The organism is Bradyrhizobium yuanmingense (assembly GCF_029167105.1).
In the GTDB taxonomy this organism is placed as follows: Bacteria; Pseudomonadota; Alphaproteobacteria; order Rhizobiales; family Xanthobacteraceae; genus Bradyrhizobium; species Bradyrhizobium yuanmingense_A.
In genome coordinates, this window is the sequence record NZ_JARFML010000002.1 from 434,005 (window position 1) to 450,314 (window position 16,310).

Sequence of the window (16,310 nt, forward strand, 5' to 3'; positions counted from 1 at the left end):
AGCCCCCTTCATATCGGGTCTATCCGGCCGGTAAAAGACCCGGGGTCGATGCGAGGCTGGGTTTAGGCCGCGATTTTGCCGCGGTGCTGGTGCAAATGGGCCCCGAGGTAAGCGGCTGTTGGTATTTTCTCCGCATATTCAAGCAAATTCAGCTAGGTCTTGAGCCACTTCACTGATTCGGGGCGACGAAACGCCGTGACCTCCTTTGCTCCTGCCGCGTGGCGATCCCTGGGTCTGGCCGTGTGCCTTATGGCAGGGCTGTCGATGGGCTGCGCCGCGCTCGCCAAGTCCAACGAGACGGCCGCGGACGCCAAGGATCCCGCCAAGCCAGCTGCCAAGGACGCCGCGAATGGCCCGGCCAAAGGATCGACCAAGGAAACGGCGAAGGATACAGCCAAGGGAACCGGCAAGGACGCCGCGAAGGCCGCAAGCAAGGGTACGCCTGGCACCCCCGCCAAGGACGCCGCGAAGAAGCCGGACGCCGGCAAGGAACCGGCGAAGGACAAGCCCAAAGACAAACCCAAGCCCGCGGCCACCGCTCCGGTTGCCACGCCCCCTGCAGCTGCACCCAAGGCAGCGCCGACTGCGAGCGGCGCACCGCCCAAGGCGGCCCCCGCCCCGGCCGTGACTGCCACCGTCAAACCGACTGCGCCGGCCCCAGCCAGACCGGCCGCAGCTCCCATACTGGCGCCAGCAACGCGCCAGCATGCAGCGCCGCGCAAGCCGGTCATCCCGGCCGCCGTCGCTGCGACGTCGTCGACGTCGCAGGCTGACAAGGACACCCTGGAGAGCGTCATCGAGCTCGTGCGCAAGCGCAAGGCCGGCGACGCCACCAATGCCGCGGCCGGCATCTCCGATCCGGTCGCGCGAAAGCTCGCCGAATGGATCATCCTGCGCAGCGAGGACAACGGCGCGACCGTGGAACGCTATCGCGCCTTCCTCTCAGCCAATCCGAGCTGGCCGTCGCAGACCTTCCTGCGCCGGCGCCTCGAGGCCGCGATGTGGGACGACAGGCGCGACGAGTCGGTCGCGTGGTCGTGGTTCGAGAACGAGTCGCCGATCTCCGCCAAGGGCCGCTTCACGCTCGCCAGGGCGATGCTGGCGCGCGGCGACCGCGCCAATGCCGAGCGGCTGGTACGCGAGGCCTGGCGCGGCGATCCGATGTCGGAGGACACCGAGAACAACGCGCTCGACCAGTTCGGCGCCCTGCTCACGCTAGGCGACCAGAAAGCGCGGATGGACAACCTGCTCTACGGCAGCGAGAACGAGGCGGCGCTACGCGCCGCCAAGCGTCTCGGCGCCGGCTACGTCGCGCTCGCCAAGGCCCGCATCGCCGCGGTCAAGAAGGCGCCGAACGCACGGGCGCTGCTGGATGCCGTGCCGCGCGAGCTGCACGGCGATCCCGGTTTCATCTTCAGCAAGATCCAGCTGCTGCGCCGCGAGGAGAAGTTCACTGAAGCCGCCCAGCTGATGCTGTCCGCGCCGAAGGATCCGGGTCGCCTCCACAATCTCGATGAATGGTGGATCGAGCGGCGCCTCCTGGCGCGCAAGATGATCGACACCGAGGAATTCCGCAGCGCCTATCTGATCGCGCGCGATGCCGCCCTGCCCTCGCGCGACATCTACAAGACCGAGCAGGAGTTCACCGCCGGCTGGATCGCGCTGCGATTCCTCAACGATCCCGCGACAGCCGCGCAGCATTTCGCCCGCATCGGGGTCGGCAGCGTCAATCCGACCGCGCTGGCGCGTGCCGGCTATTGGCAGGGGCGCGCCGCGGAAGCTTTGGGCCGCCAGCAGGAGGCACGCAACGCCTATGCGCGGGCGGCCGAGCAATCGACCAGCTATTACGGCCAGCTCGCGCGCGCAAAGCTCGGCCTGCCGCAGATCGAGCTCAACAGCCAGCCGCGCGGGCGCGGCGCCGAGCGGCTCGAGATCGTGCGCGCCGCGCAACTGCTCTACGAGCTGGACGAGCGCGAGTTCGCGGTGCCCATGCTCGCCGATATGGGCGAGAACGGCGATCCCGAGGCGCTCGCGGGCCTCGGCGAGCTCACCCAGCGCTACAGCGACGCGCGCGGCATGCTGCTGCTCGGCAAGGCTGCGCTCAACCGAGGCCTGCCGTTCGACTTCTACGCCTACCCCGTCAACGGCATTCCTCAGTTCACGCCGATCGGCCCCGAGGTCGAGCGCAGCATCATCTATGCGATTGCGCGGCAGGAGAGCGCGTTCAACCCGTCGGTGGTCTCGCCGGCGCAGGCCTACGGGCTGATGCAGGTGACGCCGGATGCCGCCCGCTACGTCTGCAAGCGCCACGGCGCAACCTACGACCTGGGGCGGCTGAAGAACGACTCCGTCTACAACGCCACGCTCGGCTCGGCCGAACTCGGCGGACTGCTCGAGGATTATCGCGGCTCCTACATCATGACGTTCGCCGCCTACAATGCCGGCCGCGGCAGCGTGAAGAAGTGGGTCGAGCGTTACGGCGATCCGCGCGACCCCAAGGTCGACGCGGTCGACTGGGTCGAGCTGATTCCGTTCTCCGAGACGCGCAATTATGTGCAGCGGATCATGGAGAACCTTCAAGTCTACCGCGCCCGTTTCGGCGGCGGCACCCGCTTGCAGATCGAAGCCGATCTGCGCCGCGGCGCCGTCAGCGTGCAGTAGAGTCCCCTCTGGCCCATGCACCGCAGCCGGCTTGGCAGCGGTAGCGCCGGCCGGAGCAGCGTTCCTGTCCGAAAGCCTCGGACCCCGGACGACCAGCTCAGGTCAGCGTTGCGGAAGCGGGATGGACGCCATGTAGTCGTGGATCGACTGATCAGGGATCGACCTGCGCGCGATCAGGTGGTGAATACAGTTCGCAGCAAGATCGAATGAGCGGTAGCAATGATGAGAGATCATTGCCAGATGCTTGAGTTGCTCGACGGTCATGTCAGCCGGCCGCATGAAATTTCGTACATAGACGATATCGGCCTCGAGTAGCTGGTTCATAGCCGCATGAGGATTGGACGGGTCGCTCAATGGAGCGATCATGCGCTGTTTGACTGCGGTAAAGGCGTGGGGAACGAACCCCTGCTTGCGCAATTCGGCATCGATGTCTCCGAACGTCGGCTGATCCTTGTAGAGGCAAAGAAACGAAACCTCCGTTTCGATGACGACCGCCTGCTTCAGCTTTTGCCGCGCGCCTCCGAACACAGCGAGTTCCGATCCCTGAACGTCGATCTTTAGAAAATCCAGATGCCGTATCTCGCCAATATCGTCGAGCCGGCGGGTCTGGACCGCATGTTCGCTGACCACACTGCCCCATTCGGAAAATTTCGCAAAATGCGACAGCGCATTTTGATCCGGAAGCAGCAAGCTTGTCATTCCTGGCAGCCGGCAGAGACGCAGCTTTGCCTTGTGCCCATTTCCGATGACATAGTGATAATAGCTCTCGAGGTCGCTCTTGCGGGCGTTGAGCTCTATGAGCGCCTCCTCCTGCGGTTCAAAGCCGACGACCGTGCAAAGTCTTCGCTGCAGCATCGCCCGGTAAGGCGGCTCGCCATCGATCGGATTGGCCCCGACATCGATCACCGACGTCAGCCGTGCCGGCCGGAGGAGATTGTTCAGAAGGTCGGGTTCGTTGTCAGTCATATGCAGTGAAGACCATGGACGGAATGACATGAGGTGTCGCGCCAAGGCGGCCTCATAACGAAATGTCTAAACGGCAGACGAGGCCGGCGCTTCGCCGGCGCAATGCCGGCACCACATCTCAACGAAAGCTTTTCCAAGTGTCGCGTCATGCCGACAGTGTCGAACTGAGGCCAGGTGGACGCTGCGCGTGCAATTGCCCCAGCATATGCAGCGCGACAAGTTGAGTCTTGCTTCCCTTCAGGATTGTTGTGTAGGCCCGTTCTGCATCCGCCAGATTGCCCGAACGGTGCGCCGCAATTGCTTGGTCCAGAATAACCGACAGATGGGATGAAGAGAAGCCGAGGCTCCCTTATTGCGGATTTGCTGCGACATATGATTGGGTTCTGTACCCCGACGAGGGCCGGTCTTTTCGTGAACGGTTGAAAAAATCTAGGCGCCTTTGCTGGAGAGAACAACGGCTGCGCCGTCTCGCTGCAAGGCACGAAATGACCTGCGTCTGCCGATACGCGCGCGATGCCAATTCGCGTGGCCTTCGATCCTTCGCGCGGCAAGGATGGCAATGCAACAAGCAAAGAAATAGACCCCCAGCGAAATCGCTGGGGGTCCTTGGCGTCAGTTCAGGACTGAACTTAGAAGTTGCGCTGAGCGCGCAGGAGCATCTGGAGGTTGCCCTGATCCTTCAGCTCGTAGGTGGTTGCGGGCTTGGCAACAGCCGCGTTCGCCGGAGCCAAGATCGTGCCCGAGTACTTCTGGTCGAGCCAGACGTAGCTCACGTCAGCCGTGAAGGCGAGGCCCTTGACGGGGGTCCAGACGGTGTTCACACCGACCACCGCGAGGTTGAAGTCGGGGTTACAGCCGGCAAGGCCAGCCGACGGAGCGAGACCCGCGACGAAGTTGGCGCAGATCAGACCCTTACCCGTGTCGCCGTATTTGAGCTGAGCATAAGCACCGTAGATGCCCGACGACCAGTTCGGGGACCAGTTGTGGGTATAACCACCACGGAAGCCCCAGGTCTTGACCGTGTCGATCCCAGTGCCGATTCCGAACACGCCATCAGCGATACCGGCAAAGCCGATGCTCTGATAGGCGATGCCGCTGCCGCCGTAGATGAAGATCGCCTGCGGGAACAGGCTCTGGAAGTTGTACCGCGAAGCACCGTCGGTGTAGACGGCCTGCAAGTTGATCGAGTCACCCGCGCCGGTCGGGATGTTCTTGATCGACAACGCGCCCTGCACGGCCCAGCCCCACTTGTCGTCGGGGTGTCCGCTCGTCTCAAGCGCGCCGTAGTAGGCCGGGTGCATGTTGTGCGCGGCGACCGACACTTGGGCCAGACCCCAAGCCTGGTCGACGCGAACCTGGCCGACGATGTCGGGCGAACGCGTGCCACCCCAATCGTTGGCACCGTAGACGCCGGTGATGAAGCCAGCGGCCGTGCCCGCCGACACGTTCCAGAGGTTGGTTTGGCCGCCAGCGGCGGTCGTCAGATCCTGCAACGCGACCGAAGCGGTGACGCCCTGGCCGAAATCAGCTGTATAGGCGACCTGGTTCACACCGGTGACGTTGTTGCTGCCGCCCGGAAGGAAGTCGGGACCGCCAGCCGGATAGCTCTGCCACGGGGCGTCGAAGATCGAGACCGTGCGGCCGAAGGTGAACCCAGCGAACTGGATGAACGCATGGTACAGACCGAGCGTGGCCGAAGTGTTAGGGGTGCCCGAAATCGTCGACGGGCTGCTGCCGGTGACGCTTTGCGTATCCCAGCTGAAGACCGTATCGGCGTAGGTGCGGACCACGCCGTACTCGGTTGCCGTGCGGGTATCGATGGTGAAGTCCAAACGAGCGCGGGTCTGGTAGTAGTTGTCCAGACGGTTGTTGCCACCGGCGGGAGCGCCCTGACCAATGCCGTAGTCGCTGTTCGTGTTGAACAGCAAGTCGGCACGCAGGTAGCCGCCGAACTTGATGCAGGTGTCGGTGCCCGGGATGTAGTAGAATCCAGCACCATACAGGGAGCAGATCTTCACGTACTCGACCGCCTTGGCCTTCACGGGGAGATCGGCTGCCTGAGCTCCGCCCACGGCGATCAGACCCGCCGCTGAGCCGAGCAAAAGGCTCTTAACCAACTTCATGTTAAACCTCCAAGTTGCTCTTCAGGGAAGGTCACTGACCGGACGGCCAATTCCCCAACCCCCTCTAAATCACCGCTTTCGGCCCCTTCGCGTCTTCGGACACACCCGCATGAACGCGAGGGACTTAAGCGAATGACCTAAACGGGACGACCTCGGGATGCCCCCCTCCGTCGCTCAGTCACAATTACCGAACGTCCTTGCACACACAACAAGAGAACGCTGCGAAACGGGCCGATGAAGCGTGTTTTCCAGAGGGTGTTGCACAAATAACACGCAGATGTGATCAAACCACTCTCATAACATATTGTTTACATTAGTGTTTTCGGAGCGGTTCCGAACGCCATCAAAGTTCCACACATGAGGCGACGCGCGCGCGAGCTCGGCTTGAGCCAGCTTTGAGGCGCTCGAATCGTAGAATCAGAAGGAGACTCAATGGGCAGGCATCGACCCTCCTCCCCGCCGTGCAATCTGACGAAGCAGGTCCCTGCAATGCCTCGGGCGCCCGGGTCGCACTCTCTATCACCTCTATATGGAGATATGGAATGGAGGTCGCGGCGCGGGAACGATCGGGCCGGAGAGCTCGGCGAGCGAGGATCTGGGATCTGGAGGTGCTCGTCCTTTCTTTGCACCTTTGAATTTCCTCGCAAATTCAGCGCCATGCCCTCGTCCGAGCGCAAACCCGTCTCGTTTCGCAAATCACTGGGAATATTCGAGCGAAAACGCGCGCTTGCAAATTGACCAGCCCGAGCAAATAGATGCATAAGGCTCGCACCGGAGAGGTGGCCGAGTGGCTGAAGGCAACGCTTTGCTAAAGCGTCATACGGTCTCAAGCTGTATCGAGGGTTCGAATCCCTCCCTCTCCGCCACCCGGCAGCCGAATCCCGGAAGCAGAATCAAGGTCTCTGCGCGCGTCCAGCGGAAGGCGATGGGCGACGCCGGTACGAAAGTTCCGCACAAGGATGAGGGCGGCAAGCCCGCGCGATTCGCGCGCTCCTGATATATGTGAGCACCCACCTAAATGCCGGATCGCCAGACCCGCCAATGCGAGGGCGCTATCAGCACGGCCTCATCGGCCCAGACATTGAACCAGATGCCGCCCTTGCGCCGGCATGGAAAGGACCATGGCGAAATTCCTGTTTGGTGCAGACGCCCGAGCTCCAGGTCGCACGCGTCGGGAGCGATCTGAATCGGCAGCCATCGTCTATTCGTAGCCTGGTTGCTCATGCCGTCGGATTCTGGGCGGCGTGACGGAGAAACTTGCTTCAGCGCCACCGGGCCTGCCCGTGCGAAGGAAGCGCAGGCGGCGCGGCCGTTGTTCTTGCCGGCAAAGGTGACTAGAGTTTTTGCACCATTTCGCCCGAGCACAGACCCCTACGTCGGGTCCAGAAACCCATCGCATGTCGCAACAAGGCCGCAACAAGGGAGCCTCGGCCCCCTCCTCACTCCATCCGTCGGCTATTCTGGACCAGGCAATTGCGGCGCACCGTTCGGGCAATCTGTCGGAAGCGGAACGGGCCTACACGACCATCCTGAAGGGGAGCAGAACGCATGCCGTCGCGCTCCATATGCTGGGGCTGTTGCACGCCCAGCGCGGCCAGTTTGCGGACGCCGAGCCTTTGCTGAAGAAGGCTGCACGCGTCGACCCCGGCAATCCCGACGTTCTTTTCAACTATGCCAACGTGCTGCGCGCGCTGAACAAGCCGGACGATGCGCTCGTCTGGCTTGCGAAAGTGATCGCCCTGGCTCCGAACTTCGCGGACGCGCATCTCAATCGCGGAGCGATCCTCATTGCACGGCAGCAGCTCGGCGACGCCATAGCCGAGTTTGATCGCGCCATTGCGATCGCACCGTCGAGCGCCGCGTTCGCCAACCGAGGCAGCGCATTGCACCAGCTTGGCCGACTCGAGGAAGCGCGTGACAGCTACGGCCGCGCCATCGAGCTTGCACCGGGCGACCCACAGAACCATTTCGCGTTATCCGAGGTTCTTGGCCAGCTGGGACGAGACGACGAAGCGATCGTGGCTCTGGAACGAACGGTCGCACTTGATAAGACGTTCCCGTTTGCGCTGAGCAAACTGGTTGCTTGCAAGCGGAATCGCGCCGACTGGAGCAGTTTCGAACGTGAACAGGCCGCCATGGACGAAGCTGTCGAGGCGGGCGTGCCGATCGACCCCTTCGCCTTCTTTCATGTCTCCTCATCTCCTGCACGCCAATTGACCTGCGCGAAGGCCTATGTCGCCAAGGTGACCCCCGACGGCGGTGCCGCCAGGCCCGCAACGCCGAGTCCGGCGTCCCGGCTCCGGGTCGCGTACATGTCGGCCGATTTTCGCAGTCATGCCACCGCGTATTTGATGGCCGGAATCTTCGAGGCGCACGACCGCGAGCGCTTCGACGTCACCGCCATCTCCTGCGGGCCCGACGACGACAGCCAGATGCGCGACCGCCTGAGGGCCGCATTCGAACGTTTTGAAGATGTCGGCGATCTCGCCGACGAGGACGTCGTCAAGCTGATCGGCCAGCTCGAGATCGAGGTTCTCGTCGATCTCGGCGGCTTCACCGCCGGTGCGCGGCCGAAAATCATTGCACGCCGGCCGGCTCCTATCCAGGTCAGCTATCTCGGATTTCCCGGCACGATGGGCGCCCCCTATGTCGACTATCTCATGGCCGACCGGATCGTCATCCCCGAAGCAGAGCAGCCTTATTACGCCGAGAAGGTGATCTATCTTCCCAATAGCTACCAGGCGACCGACGCAAAGCGACCGCTCCCGTCAAATCCACCGAGCCGGAGCCAGCTCGGACTGGCGGACGATGCGTTCGTCTACTGCGCGTTCAACAGAAGCCCCAAGATCACGCCCCCGTTGTTCGGCGTCTGGATGCGGCTGCTCGACAAGACCCCCGGAAGCGTCCTTTGGCTGCTGGATGGTGACCCGGTCGCCACGGAGAATCTGAAGCGCGAAGCCGTTGCGCGGGGGATTGCCGCTGAGAGAATCGTGTTCGCTCCGCGCCTCCCTGCTGAGGAGCATTTGGCGCGCCACCAGGTCGCCGATCTGTTCCTGGACACATTGCCTTACAACGCCCACACCGGGGCCAGCGACGCCCTCTGGGCTGGCTTGCCGGTCCTGACCTGCCTCGGCACCACCTTTGCCGGACGCGTTGCAGCCAGTCTCCTGAATGCCGTCGGCCTTCCCGAGCTGGTGACGCGATCGCTGGACGAATATGAGGACTTGGCGCTTCGGATCGCGCACGATTCCGAGCTTCGCGCCGCGCTCAGGAACAAGCTGGCGGCGCGCCGGACCACTTGGCCGCTTTTCGATACTGTCCGCATGACGCGGGACATCGAAAAGGCTTTCGACGAAATCTGGCGCCGGCATTGCGCCGGCGAAGCGCCGGCCTCGTTTGCCGTGCAAGCCTTACCATGAGACCGCCTCGGCGCGATGGTGCCGCCCGGTCAAGGTCCGGTTCCCAAGCGAATTGACCGCTCAGTGCGCACAGACCCAGGCTCTCGCCTCACGCTGCGCGACGGAGATCTCGACGTCCGACATCTGGCCGGCGACTTCCTGGCGCAACGCGACGGCGTCCTTGCGGCCCTTCAGCGCGGCGAGATTGAACCATTTGTGCGCGGCGACGAGATCGACGATGCCGGAGCGGCCGCTCGCCCAATAGATCCCGCGCTCGAACAGCACGTCCGACAGCGCGCTCGCATCGACCGGCGTTGCCGTCTCCAGATCGAAAGTACCCTGAAACATCACGCATCCCCTTTGTTCTTATGCCGCCTCGTCCCCCGAGCGCGGCTCCCGTCCAACTCTGATGTGCATGACCCTTCCCGGGATCGTGCACTGTTCAACTCTTCCCCATCGCCGTTTGCCGGCTTGTTGGAGGTGATGATGGCGGGCAAATTTGAATGGCAGTTTAAGCATCGCGATGAAGCAGACGTAAACGCTGGCGCGCGCCTCCTACGCCGAGAATTCAAGAAGTCCATGATTCGCAGGCACTTCTGTCATTCGTCAGATTCGGTTTACCCTGGGATTTCAGGACATCGATAACCATCGCGCGCAGTGGCGCAGGTCATGTGGCTGCTTTTCTTCAACTGGCGTCACCCGCGCCCCCGCTACGCCAAGGCTTCCGCGGTATGCGGTCTCGGGCCGCCGAAGCGGCGAAGGTGGCAGGCGGGTGACCCAGTATTCCAGCGGCCGCAATCGTTCCAAGACAAGCCGCGCGTGCTGGATCGGCCCGTCGGAGCCGGGCGGCGACACCGCTGGGCGAAACGGCGCGCGATCACGCCACAGGTCGCCTTGCCTCTCCAAGCCAAGCGATCAAGCCGGCATGACAGAAGCGCGCTCGGACGCGACGCGGTCAAATCAACGATGTGAGGGAGAGGAATGCCGGCAATGCCCCGGCTTCAAGGGAACGAGGGCGTCGGCGAACACGTCAGGACCAGATTCCACTTTGGCCCGAAGGCCTGTCGTGAAATTGCGGAGCCCGTTGAGGAGAACCGCACCGAACGAAGAAAACTCGTTTCTTCTGCCGGACCGCGAAAGAGAACGGTCCGACCGTTGACCTGATGTCTCGCCGACACCCTCTATCGTCGACCAGAACCTTTAGGAGGCGCTGATGACGTGCCGGCTATCTGGAGCCGGCAACTTCAGAAGCGAAGTTACTTCTTCTTCTTCGCGACCTTGCGGGTCTTCTTCGCAGTCTTCTTCACTGCGCTCTTCGCCTTCTTCGCCTTCTTCGCTTTCTTGGCCATGTTGCCCTCCGATGTGTGAGATGGCTTTAATCGCTGCGTGCACTCGGGGATCGAATGCACTTCATCCCGAATACACCAACACGAAGAAAAAAACAGCTTCTCGCTTAAAGAAGTGTTGACGCAGCAAGGCGCCTGCGCTTGGCGGGCGCGACGCAGGCGCTTCGTACGGCGTCCACTTGCGATCATGCGGAGCGCTCGCATCGCCGACGTTCGCGAACGATGCGATTGCGCGAAAACACTATGCAGCAAGTATTTTTTCGCACGCGCGCATCGCGCGCGACCAACGCAGCGATGCGCATCGACAATCGTGCGGTCGCCTCGCAAAGGCGTTTCGCGGACTCTGAGTCGCGATTTTTGGCAACGAAAATATTTTCATGCTTAACGGCGCGGGCGCTCGCCGGAGCGCGTTCAAGCCGCCGTTTCGGGCGAATCGCGCGGCGGCGATTCGCCCCGCCGCATCGCCGTCGATCAGGATGAAGTTTGCCGTCGAGGATGCGCGCGAGCGCGCCGCGAGAACCGAAAGCGAGGTGACGAAACGCGTCCGTCACCTCGTTCGAATGCGCGAGGCTTAGACGCCGAGCTTGGACTTGAGCAGGTCGTTGACGCTCTGCGGGTTGGCTTTGCCGCCGGATGCCTTCATCACCTGGCCCACGAACCAGCCGAGCGATTGCGGCTTGTCCTTCACCTGCGCCGCCTTGTCGGGATTGGCCGCGATGATGTCGTCGACCACTTTTTCGATCGCAGAGAGATCCGTGACCTGCTTCATGCCACGGCTTTCGACCAGCGCGCGGGGATCGCCGCCCTCCTGCCAGACGATTTCGAACAGATCCTTGGCGATCTTGCCCGAGATCGTGCCCTCGCCGATCAGGTCGATGATCGCAGCCAGTTGCCCGGCATTGACGGGCGAGGCCGTAATATCCCGGCCTTCCTTGTTGAGACGGCCGAACAGCTCGTTGATCACCCAGTTCGCCGCCATCTTGCCGTCGCGGGCGCGACTAGCGAGCTTGTCGAGCACCGTCTCGTAGAACAGCGCGCTCTCGCGCTCGGCGACCAGCACGCTCGCATCATAGGCCGAGAGGCCGAAATCGGCGACGAAGCGCGCCTTCTTCTGATCCGGCAGCTCCGGCAGCTTCGCCTTCAGCGCGTCGACGAAGTCCTGGCTGAACTCCAGCGGCAACAGGTCGGGGTCGGGGAAATAGCGATAATCGTGCGCCTCCTCCTTCGACCGCATCGAGCGCGTCTCGCCCTTGTTGGGATCGAACCGGCGCGTCTCCTGCTCGATCTCGCCCCCGTCCTCCAGGATCTCGATCTGGCGCCGCGCTTCATACTCGATCGCCTGGCCGATGAAGGCGATCGAGTTCATGTTCTTGATCTCGCAGCGGGTGCCGAGCGGCGCGCCGGGCCTGCGCACGGACACGTTGACGTCGGCGCGCAGGGATCCCTTCTCCATGTCACCGTCGCAGGTGCCGAGGTAGCGCATGATCGAGCGCAGCTTGGTCACATAGGCCTTGGCCTGCTCGGCGTCGCGGATATCAGGCTTCGAGACGATCTCCATCAGCGCCACGCCAGAGCGGTTGAAATCGATGTAGGACAGCGACGGCGACCGGTCGTGCAGCATCTTGCCGGGATCCTGCTCCAGATGCAGCCGCTCGATACCGATGGTGGCCGTCTTGCCGCCGTCGAGATCGATGATCACCTCACCCTCGCCCACGATGGGCGACTTATACTGGCTGATCTGGTAGCCCTGCGGCAGGTCCGGATAGAAATAGTTCTTGCGGTCGAACACCGAGCGAAGGTTGATCTGCGCGTTGAGGCCGAGCCCGGTCCGGACAGCCTGCCTGACGCATTCCTCGTTGATGACCGGCAGCATGCCCGGCATCGCGACGTCGACCAGCGAGACGTGGCTGTTCGGCTCGCCGCCGAAAGCGGTAGACGCGCCCGAGAACAGTTTGGCGTTCGAGGTCACCTGGGCATGGATCTCCATGCCGATGACCATCTCCCAGTCACCGGTTGAGCCCTTGAGAAGCTTGTGCGTGGCCGTGCTCATGTCCTGCTCCCGAGCAGCGTGGCAGCGATCCGCTCCCACTCCGCTTCCAATGAATCCTTTGCCGCCGGCTGGCCGGCCTGGCGATACCAATAGCCGGCATTGCCGAGATCGCCTTCGACACGGTGCAAATAGGCATGCACCCAGGCGGCCTCGCGGCTGCTCTCGTCCTGAACGATCGTGTGCGCGCGGTCCCAGTCGCCCTTCGCCGCCCACCAGAGGCCGGCGAGCGGCGCGTTCAGGTCCGGCGCGGGCGCCGCGCCGCCGAGACTCGCGATAAAATCGGCGACATTCACCACCACCTCGCGGGCGTGAAGCGGCCGGCGGCCTGCTCGATCACCTCGCCGAGCGAGAACAGCGTCTCCTCATCGAACGGACGGCCGATCAGTTGCAGCCCGAGCGGCAGGCCCTGCGCGTCCTTGCCGGCGGGCACCGCGATGCCGGGCAGGCCCGCCATGTTCACGGTCACCGTGAAGATGTCGTTGAGATACATCTCGACCGGGTCGGCGCCGCCCTTCTCGCCGATGCCGAAGGCCGCCGACGGCGTCGCCGGGGTGAGGATGGCGTCGACGCCCTTGGCGAAGCAGTCCTCAAAATCCTTCTTGATCAGCGTGCGCACCTTCTGCGCGCGCAGGTAATAGGCATCGTAATAGCCGGCTGAGAGCACGTAAGTGCCGATCATGACGCGGCGGCGCACCTCCGCGCCAAATCCCTCCGCACGGGTGTTCTCGTAGAGCTCGATGATGTTCTTGCCCTGCTCGCGCAGGCCGTAGCGCACGCCGTCATAGCGCGCCAGGTTGGACGAGGCCTCCGCCGGCGCCACGATGTAATAGGCCGGGAGCGCATATTTGGTGTGCGGCAGCGACACTTCGACCAGCTCGGCGCCGGCCGCCTTCAGCCACTTGGCGCCCGCTTCCCAAAGCTTCTCGATCTCGGCCGGCATGCCGTCGAGGCGATACTCCCGGGGGATGCCGATCTTCATGCCCTTCACGGACTTGCCGATCGCGGCCTCGTAATCCGGTACGGGGATATCGACCGACGTCGTGTCCTTGGGATCGTGGCCGGCCATCGAGCGCAGCAGCATCGCGGCATCGCGTACGCTGCGCGCGATCGGGCCCGCCTGGTCGAGCGAGGAGGCAAAGGCGACGATGCCCCAGCGCGAGCATCGGCCATAGGTCGGCTTGATGCCGACGGTCGCGGTGAACGCGGCCGGCTGGCGGATCGAGCCGCCGGTATCGGTCGCGGTCGCGCCCATGCAGAGCAGCGCCGCCACGGCCGAGGCCGAGCCGCCGGACGAGCCGCCCGGCACCAGCGTCGTGTTGCTGCCCTCGCGACGCCAGGGATTGCCGACGGGGCCGAAGCACGAGGTCTCGTTGGCCGAGCCCATCGCGAACTCGTCATTGTTGAGCTTGCCGAGCATCACCGCGCCGTCGCGCCAGAGCTGCGAGGTGACGGTGGACTCGTAGGTCGGCACGAAATTGCCGAGGATCTTCGAGCACGCCGTGGTGCGCACGCCCTTGGTCGCGAACAGGTCCTTGATGCCGAGCGGGATGCCGGCGAGCGGGCCCGCATCACTCTTGGCGATCTTGCTATCCGCCTCGCGCGCCATGGCGCGCGCCTGGTCCGGCGTCTCCATCACGAAGGCGTTGAGCACGCGCGCTTTCTCGATCGCGGAAAGATGCGCGTCGGTCAGCTCGAGCGACGTGAAATTTTTTGCCGCGAGACCCTTGCGGGCCTCGGCGAGCGTCAGCGATGTCAAATCGGTCATTTATTGATCGGGCTGCAGAAGAACGGAGACAGGGTCTTGTCGTTGGCCGGGTCGTCTTGCATGACGTTTTTCTTGGCGGCGGCTTTCGCGGCCGCCTCGATCTCGTCGAGCACGGCATTGACGGCGACGTTGGGATCGGCAGCCTTGCCCTGCCGTTCCATCTTGTCGAGGTAATTCATGTAGGCCTGATAGGCCTTCTCATCGTCGCAAAGCAGGCACATCGGACCTAACCTGTTTATTCAACGACCTTCGGCACCAGGAAGAAGTGACCTTCGGTCGCGGGCGCGTTGGCAACGATATCGTCGGCGATCTCGCCGTCGTCGACCACGTCCTGCCGCTTCTTCATCTGCATCGGGGTGACCGAGGTCATCGGCTCCACGCCCTCGACATTGACCTCCGAGAGCTGCTCGACGAAAGCGAGCATGGCGTTGAGCTCGCCCTGCAGATGCGGAACCTCGTCCTCGGAAACCGCGATGCGCGCCAGATGCGCGATGCGGCGGACGGTAGCGGCGTCGACGGACATTATATAAGGCCTCTTACGGCAAAACCTATGTGCCGTATAGCAGAGGCCGCTTTTGCGCCGCAACCGGCGCCTCCCCCTATCCGGCGAGGGCCTTCATGCGCCCCAGCGCCGATTTGGCGAGATCCCGGGTCAATTCGGCGGCGGGGAGCTCGCGGCCCAGCGCAACGGCCTGCCCTGCCCAGAGATTGGTGAAATCCACCCTGCCCTGCTTTTCGGCAGCCGCCTTCAGCGGTCCCAGTGCCGTCGCGGCGTGGGGAAACGGCGGTGCATCCGGCGAGATCGGGCCGGCCTCGCGCATCAGCCGGTTCTGCACCCCGCGCGCAGGCCGGCCGGTCATGACATTGGTGATGACGGTGGAATCGTCCCGCGCCTCGGCGAGCGCCTTGCGGCCGCCCGCGCTGACCTTGGATTCCGGGCAGCGCAGATAGGCGCTGCCGATCTGCACGCCGGCGGCACCGAGCGCGAAGGCTGCAGCAATGCCGCGTCCGTCGGCGATGCCGCCCGCCGCGATCACCGGCACCTTCACGGCATCGACGACCTGCGGCACCAGCGCGAAGGTGCCGGGCTGCTCGGCGATCTTGTCGGTCAGGAACATGCCGCGATGGCCGCCCGCTTCGGCACCTTGCGCGATCACGGCATCGACGCCGCGCTCTTCCAGCCAGACCGCCTCCTTCACAGTCGTCGCGGACGAGATGACCCGGCAACCCGCCGCCTTGACGCGCCGCAGCAGCGCTTGCTCCGGCAGGCCGAAATGGAAGCTGACGACCTCCGGCTTCAGCTCCTCGACCACCTCGCAGAACGCTGCATCGAACGGCGCGCGGTTCGCAGCCGCGATCGGCGCGGAGGGATCGAGTCCGTGCTCGGAATAGTAGCCCGCGAGCCGCTGCTTCCATCGCGCTTCGGCCGCAGCCGTGAGCTCGACCGGCGTGTGGCAGAAGAAGTTCACGTTGACCGGCGCCTTCACGCGCTGGCGAATGAGACGAACCTGCTCGCGCGCCTTTTCCGGCGAGATCATCGCACACGGCAGCGACCCCAGCGCCCCGCCCTGCGCAGCCGCGATCACCAGCTCCGCATCCATCACGCCCGCCATCGGTGCCAGCACGATCGGGAATTCGGTCTTGAAGAGATCGATCAGTCGACGGTCAGGCCACATGGTTTGGTCTCGCTCTCTCTTACCCTCTCCCTTGTGGGAGAGGGTGGCTCGCCGCGATAGCGGCGAGACGGGTGAGGGGTTTGCATCCGCGGACGCAGACCTCTCCGATTTGACTTCATGCTCCGGGGAGAGAACCCCTCATCCGGCGCTTCGCGCCACCTTCTCCCACAAGGGGCCTGTTGCGCTACTGCTTTTTGAGGCCGAAGACGTCAGGATAGAGGGCCGCAGTCGCGTGGATTGCGGTCCGAGTTTGTAATTGCCACCCTCGGCGGGCAGTTCAGGCGGTGATCGTGGCCCACCGCCTCATATTGAACGCGATGGAGGC

General features: G+C 63.7%; 11 protein-coding genes and 1 tRNA gene. 3 read left to right on the forward strand and 9 right to left on the reverse strand.

The window, feature by feature from the left end; translation table 11 throughout:
* Positions 1 to 249 precede the first annotated feature (249 nt).
* Positions 250 to 2,661 carry a lytic transglycosylase domain-containing protein gene (locus tag P0R31_RS04875; protein ID WP_275513069.1) on the forward strand — a complete coding sequence of 804 codons (2,412 nt, stop codon included), beginning with the start codon at positions 250 to 252 and terminating at the stop codon, positions 2,659 to 2,661.
* A gap of 102 nt (positions 2,662 to 2,763) precedes the next feature.
* Here the strand turns inward: P0R31_RS04875 and P0R31_RS04880 are convergent, their stop codons facing one another.
* Together P0R31_RS04880 and P0R31_RS04885 are read right to left on the reverse strand one after the other, a co-directional pair.
* Positions 2,764 to 3,627 (reverse strand): FkbM family methyltransferase, encoded by an 864-nt coding sequence (locus P0R31_RS04880; protein ID WP_275513070.1) that lies wholly within the window; start codon positions 3,625 to 3,627, stop codon positions 2,764 to 2,766.
* A gap of 629 nt (positions 3,628 to 4,256) precedes the next feature.
* Positions 4,257 to 5,750, reverse strand: a complete 1,494-nt coding sequence (locus P0R31_RS04885) for a porin (RefSeq protein WP_275513071.1) — start codon at positions 5,748 to 5,750, stop codon at positions 4,257 to 4,259.
* Between the two features lie 773 nt (positions 5,751 to 6,523).
* On the opposite strand from P0R31_RS04885, the gene P0R31_RS04890 reads away from it, so the two are divergent.
* Positions 6,524 to 6,616: transfer RNA gene (locus tag P0R31_RS04890), tRNA-Ser, on the forward strand.
* Positions 6,617 to 7,093: 477 nt separating this feature from the next.
* The gene (locus P0R31_RS04895; protein ID WP_275513072.1) at positions 7,094 to 9,169 is read left to right on the forward strand and encodes a tetratricopeptide repeat protein; all 2,076 of its coding nucleotides are present in this window, start codon (positions 7,094 to 7,096) and stop codon (positions 9,167 to 9,169) included.
* Between the two features lie 60 nt (positions 9,170 to 9,229).
* Here P0R31_RS04895 and P0R31_RS04900 read toward each other — a convergent pair whose 3' ends face one another.
* The 7 genes from P0R31_RS04900 to P0R31_RS04930 all read right to left on the reverse strand — a co-directional run bounded on the left by P0R31_RS04900 (position 9,230) and on the right by P0R31_RS04930 (position 15,985).
* Positions 9,230 to 9,496, reverse strand: coding sequence for a hypothetical protein (locus P0R31_RS04900; RefSeq protein WP_275513073.1), 267 nt, complete (start codon positions 9,494 to 9,496; stop codon positions 9,230 to 9,232).
* A 1,569-nt stretch (positions 9,497 to 11,065) separates the two neighbouring features.
* Positions 11,066 to 12,544, reverse strand: a complete 1,479-nt coding sequence (gene gatB, locus P0R31_RS04905; protein ID WP_275513074.1) for an Asp-tRNA(Asn)/Glu-tRNA(Gln) amidotransferase subunit GatB — start codon at positions 12,542 to 12,544, stop codon at positions 11,066 to 11,068.
* Positions 12,541 to 12,843: a hypothetical protein gene (locus P0R31_RS04910; RefSeq protein WP_156447234.1), complete on the reverse strand. Its 303-nt coding sequence runs from the start codon at positions 12,841 to 12,843 to the stop codon at positions 12,541 to 12,543. The genes gatB and P0R31_RS04910 overlap by 4 nt, the downstream gene beginning before the upstream one ends.
* A complete protein-coding gene (gatA, locus tag P0R31_RS04915; protein ID WP_275513075.1) occupies positions 12,834 to 14,309 on the reverse strand; it encodes an Asp-tRNA(Asn)/Glu-tRNA(Gln) amidotransferase subunit GatA in 1,476 nt (491 codons plus the stop codon). Before gatA ends, P0R31_RS04910 begins: the two co-directional genes overlap by 10 nt.
* Entirely contained in the window at positions 14,306 to 14,530 is a 225-nt protein-coding gene (locus tag P0R31_RS04920; protein WP_025036737.1) for a hypothetical protein, read from the reverse strand. Before P0R31_RS04920 ends, gatA begins: the two co-directional genes overlap by 4 nt.
* A 14-nt stretch (positions 14,531 to 14,544) precedes the next feature.
* Positions 14,545 to 14,832, reverse strand: a complete 288-nt coding sequence (gatC, locus tag P0R31_RS04925) for an Asp-tRNA(Asn)/Glu-tRNA(Gln) amidotransferase subunit GatC (RefSeq protein WP_128265297.1) — start codon at positions 14,830 to 14,832, stop codon at positions 14,545 to 14,547.
* Between the two features lie 76 nt (positions 14,833 to 14,908).
* Positions 14,909 to 15,985 (reverse strand): NAD(P)H-dependent flavin oxidoreductase, encoded by a 1,077-nt coding sequence (locus P0R31_RS04930; RefSeq protein ID WP_275513076.1) that lies wholly within the window; start codon positions 15,983 to 15,985, stop codon positions 14,909 to 14,911.
* Positions 15,986 to 16,310: the final 325 nt, after the last annotated feature.

Excerpts from the sequence above, each read along its gene's own strand:
- P0R31_RS04880 (WP_275513070.1), bottom strand. The coding sequence starts at position 3,627 with ATGACTGACAACGAACCCGACCTTCTGAACAATCTCCTCCGGCCGGCA.
- P0R31_RS04900 (WP_275513073.1), bottom strand. The coding sequence starts at position 9,496 with ATGTTTCAGGGTACTTTCGATCTGGAGACGGCAACGCCGGTCGATGCG.
- gatB (WP_275513074.1), bottom strand. The coding sequence starts at position 12,544 with ATGAGCACGGCCACGCACAAGCTTCTCAAGGGCTCAACCGGTGACTGG.
- P0R31_RS04930 (WP_275513076.1), bottom strand. The coding sequence starts at position 15,985 with ATGTGGCCTGACCGTCGACTGATCGATCTCTTCAAGACCGAATTCCCG.
- P0R31_RS04920 (WP_025036737.1), bottom strand. The coding sequence starts at position 14,530 with ATGTGCCTGCTTTGCGACGATGAGAAGGCCTATCAGGCCTACATGAAT.
- P0R31_RS04875 (WP_275513069.1), top strand. The coding sequence starts at position 250 with ATGGCAGGGCTGTCGATGGGCTGCGCCGCGCTCGCCAAGTCCAACGAG.
- gatC (WP_128265297.1), bottom strand. The coding sequence starts at position 14,832 with ATGTCCGTCGACGCCGCTACCGTCCGCCGCATCGCGCATCTGGCGCGC.
- gatA (WP_275513075.1), bottom strand. The coding sequence starts at position 14,309 with ATGACCGATTTGACATCGCTGACGCTCGCCGAGGCCCGCAAGGGTCTC.
- P0R31_RS04885 (WP_275513071.1), bottom strand. The coding sequence starts at position 5,750 with ATGAAGTTGGTTAAGAGCCTTTTGCTCGGCTCAGCGGCGGGTCTGATC.